Annotated in this window: 3 protein-coding genes; all 3 read right to left on the reverse strand. The window is 68.2% G+C overall.

Annotated features, from left to right (window positions below; all coding sequences use genetic code 11):
- The coding region (locus tag DBR34_RS19935) for an MliC family protein (protein ID WP_128098070.1) at positions 1-603 on the reverse strand (603 nt) is incomplete at its 3' end.
- Positions 604-702: 99 nt separating this feature from the next.
- Entirely contained in the window at positions 703-1,092 is a 390-nt protein-coding gene (locus DBR34_RS19940; RefSeq protein ID WP_128098067.1) for a nuclear transport factor 2 family protein, read from the reverse strand.
- A gap of 1 nt (position 1,093) precedes the next feature.
- A complete protein-coding gene (locus DBR34_RS19945) occupies positions 1,094-4,207 on the reverse strand; it encodes a multidrug efflux RND transporter permease subunit (RefSeq protein WP_128098068.1) in 3,114 nt (1,037 codons plus the stop codon).
- Positions 4,208-4,513 lie beyond the last annotated feature (306 nt).

The following is a 4,513-nucleotide window of genomic DNA, read 5'->3' on the forward strand; positions in this document are numbered from 1 at the left end:
GAAGGTCAGCTTCACCGGCGTGCCATCTGCGGCCGTACCCGACCAGCCATCCTTGCCCTGGGTCGGCGCAGCGATCTCCAGCGTGCGCTGCCCGTAGTCGGTTTCCACGCGCAGGTGCGGCGTGGCACCTGCGGCCACTTCGGCCAGCCAGCCCGGCTCGTTGCCGGTGGCGCGGAAGCCGGCGCTGGCGGTGTCCTGCGCGCCGGCAGCCGGTGCCGCAGCGCCCTGTTCACCACTGCCGGTGCAGCTGCGCTCCGGCTCGCCCTTCAGTTGCAACGTGCCTTCGGTGGTGCCCTTGGTCCAGAAGGTATTGCCCTGGCCGTCACCGTAGCGCGCGCCGGATGCCGCCGGTTCCGATGCCATCGGGTAAGTGCGCCCGCCAACCACCACGCTGGCCGAATCCTGGCCGCGGTAAGTCGCCTGCACGGCGACGTCGCCACACCGGAAAGCGTAGCTGCGTTCATCGGAGGTAGCAGCGGCCATGGTCGGTGGCGCCTCGGCCGTATCCGCGTCGCTGGCGGTGCCCTCGGCGCGTTGCGCGGGCTGGCAGGCGCTCAGGCCGGTGGCGATGACCAGGCTGAAAAGCCACGGGGATGCACGCATGTTGGACTCCTTGCGGTTGTTGCGATCAGCCAACCATCCTAGCCCGCAGCCTGCAGCAGGAGGTGAAGCAGCCCTGACTCCACCGGCTGCAGCACCGGTTCAGCCCCCGCGTGACGGCAGCAGTCCGATCGACAGCAGGTGCACCCCGGCTGCGTTCGATGCGCTCGCCCAGACCCGCAGCAGACGCAGCGCGCGCGCGTGTTCGCCGGCCGCGTCGACATAGCGCAGATGCACGTCACTGGAGACCAGTGTCAGTTGTCCGCATACCAAGCGCTCCACTGCGGCCTGCTCGAGCAGGGTGATCCGCAGCTGTCCGGTCGACCACGCCGTAAGGCAGGGATGGGCGCCCAGCCACTGCCCTGCCCCGTCGCTGAAGAACAACGACGGCGACAGCCAGGCCTGCAGCGCGTCCACGTCCTGCGCCAACAGCAACTGCAGCACCTGTGCCTCGGCGGTGGCGATGGTGTTTTCAAGCACGGTAGTACCCATGTCATTCCTCCCGGCGTCGCCGCCATGGCCAGCGCCAGCGACGTGCGCCCTGCACCAGTACGTAGAACAGCGGCACGAAAAACACCGCCAGCACGGTGGCGGTCAACATCCCGCCAAATACCCCGGTGCCGATCGCGTGCTGGGTTTCGGCCGATGCACCGGTGGCCAGCATCAACGGCACCACGCCCAGCGCGAACGCCAGCGAGGTCATCAGGATCGGGCGCAGCCGCAGCCGTGCCGCTTCGATCGCGGCCTCGACCAGGCCGTGCCCCTGCAGCTGCAGCTGGCGCGCGAACTCCACGATCAGGATCGCGTTCTTGGCCGACAGCCCGATCACGGTGATCATCCCGACCTTGAAGAACACATCGTTGGGCAACCCGCGCAACAGCACCGCCGCCACCGCGCCCAGCAGGCCCAGTGGCACCACCAGCAACACCGCCGCGGGGATCGACCAGCTTTCATACAGCGCGGCCAGCACCAGGAACACCACCAGCATCGACAGCAGCATCAGCCACGGCGCCTGCGCACCGGAGGCGCGCTCCTGCAGCGACTGCCCGGTCCAGGCCAGCGCGAAACCGGCCGGCAACTGCCGCGCCAGCCGCTCCATCTCGGCCATGGCCTGGCCGCTGGACGCGCCCGCTGCCGCATTGCCGGACAGGCTCAGCGACGGGAAGCCCTGGTAGCGTTCCAGCTGCAACGGCGTCTGCGACCACACCGGGGTGACCAGTTCGGCCAGCGCCACCATGCCGCCATTGACGTTGCGCACGTGCAGCTTGAGCACGTCGTCCACCTGCATGCGGTGCGGTGCGTCGGCCTGCACGATCACCTGTTGCAGGCGACCGGCATTGGGGAAATCGTTGACGTACTGCGAGCCCATCGCCGCCGACAGCGTGTCGCTGATCGCACTGAAGCCCACGCCCATGGCCTGCGCCTTGTGCCGGTCGATTTCCAGCCGCACGGTACTGCCCGAGGGCAGCCCTTCGGCATGCACGTCGCGCAGCAGCGGGCTGGCCGCAGCCAGCGCCAGCAGCTGCTGTTGTGCGGCCTGCAGCTGCGCCTGGCTCTGGCCGGTGCGCGCCTGCAGGCGCAGGTCGAACCCGGACGAGGTGCCCAGGCTGTCGATGGCCGGCGGGGTCACCACGATCACCTGCCCTTCCGGCGCAGCGGCCATGGCCTGCTGCGCGCGCTCCACCTCGTCGGCCACGGTGGCACCGGCGCGCGCGCCCCAGTCGTTGAGCATGGTGTAGGCCATCGCCGCGTTCGGCCCGGAGCCGGCGAAGCTGTAGCCCATGATCGCCTGGTTGGAGGCAATGCCCGGGCGCGCGGCAATGTGCGCTTCGTAGCGTTGCATCACGTCCAGGGTGCGTTCGGCGGTGGCATCGGCCGGCAGCTGGATCGACGTCATGAAGTAGCCCTGGTCCTCTTCGGGCAGGAAGGCGCCGGGCAGCAGGTGAAGGCCCAGCCCCAACGCCACCACGAGCGCGGCGAACACGGCCATGCTGCGTCCGCCGCGCTGCAGGATGCGCACCACCCGTCCCTGGTACCCGTGGGTCATGCGCGCCATGCCGCGGTTGAACGCGCCGAAGAAGCCGCCGCGCCCGTGGTGGCCACGCGTGCTCGGCTTGAGCAGCGTGGCGCACAGCGCGGGGGTCAGGGTCAGTGCCAGTAAGGCCGAGAACAGGATCGACACCGCCATGGCCAGGCTGAACTGTCGGTAGATCGCGCCCACCGAGCCATCGGCGAGCGCCATCGGAATGAACACCGCGGTGAGCACCAGGGTGATGCCGATCACCGCGCCGGTGAGTTCTTTCATCGCCTTGGCGGTGGCCTCGCGTGGCGGCAGTCCTTCCTCGGCCATGATCCGCTCGACGCCTTCCACCACCACGATGGCATCGTCGACGATGATGCCGATCGCCAGCACCATGCCGAACATGGTCAGCACGTTGATCGAGAAGCCGGCCGCGAGCATCACCGCGAAGGTGCCCAGCAGGGCGATCGGCGCGACGATGGCCGGGATGAGCGTGTAGCGGATGTTCTGCAGGAACAGGTACATCACCGCGAACACCAGCACCATCGCTTCGATGAGGGTGATGAGCACTTTCTGGATCGAGATCGCCACGAACGGCGCGGTGTCGAACGGTACCGTGGCCTGCATGCCCACCGGCAGGGTAGGCTCGAGTTCGGCCATGCGCGCGCGTACCGCGCCGGCCACCTTCACGGCATTGGCCCCGGGCGACAACTGGATGGCCGCCGCGGTAGCAGGCGCGCCGTTCTCGCGGGTGGACCACGCATAGCTTTCGGCGCCCAGTTCGACCCGGGCGACATCGCCAATGACCACGCGGGAGCCATCCGGATTGGCCCGCAGCACGATGGCGGCGAACGCCTCCGGCGTACTCAACTGGCCTTCCACGGTGAGCGGAATGGTGACGCGCTGGCCCGGCATCGCCGGGGAATCGCCGACCCGGCCGGGGGCGATCTGCGCGTTCTGTTCGCTGATCGCGGTGGTCAGATCGCCCAGGGTCAGGCGGTAGGCCACCAGCTGCGCCGGGTCGACCCAGATCCGCATCGCACGTTCGGCACCGAACAGCTGCACGCGGCCAACGCCTTCGATGCGCCGGAGTTCTTCGACGATGTTGCGCGCCATGTAGTCGCTCAGGGCCACTTCGTCCAGGCGGCCGTCGGTGGAGCGCAGTCCGACCAGCATCAGGAAGCCCGAATCGGCGGCCTCCACGCCCAGCCCGTTCTGGCGCACCGTCTGCGGCAGCCGCGATTCGATCGCCTTGATGCGATTCTGGACGTCCACCTGGGCCAGTTCGGGATCGGTGCCGGGGCGGAAGGTGGCGGTAATGGAAGCCTCGCCCGAGGTATCGGTGGACGAGGAGAAGTACAGGAGGTGTTTGACCCCGGACAGCTCGCGCTCGATCAGCCCGACCACGGCATCGTTCATGGTCTGCGCCGACGCCCCGGGATAGCTGGCATAGATGCTGATACTGGGCGGCGCAACGCTGGGATAGCGCTCGATCGCCAGGCGCGGAATGGCCAACGCACCGGCCAGCACCACGAAAATAGCCAGCACCCACGCAAACACGGGGCGCTCAATGAAAAACTGCGGCATGCAACATCCTCTCGCCGTCGCACCGCGGCGAAAGCAGCCGGTGCAGTGGCATCGTCATCCACAAAAAAGAGTCTTCGTCGTACTGCGGGATTGCTCAGGCCACTGCAGTGCAAGAGCAAGATCAAGCGCTACTGTCCGCGCCTGCACCGGGCTGGGCAGGTGCGGGTGGGGTTGCGGGACACGCTGCAAGTACATCCCTGTAAGCTCCGTCGCCGCATCCATGCGGCTCAGGGTCCCGCAACCCCACCCGCACCAGCCCCTGACAGATTGCGGTACGCACAGGAGAGCAAAGCGACCAGCGCTTCC

It is taken from the genome of Stenotrophomonas sp. HMWF003, from assembly GCF_003061285.1.
In the GTDB taxonomy this organism is placed as follows: Bacteria; Pseudomonadota; Gammaproteobacteria; order Xanthomonadales; family Xanthomonadaceae; genus Stenotrophomonas; species Stenotrophomonas maltophilia_AP.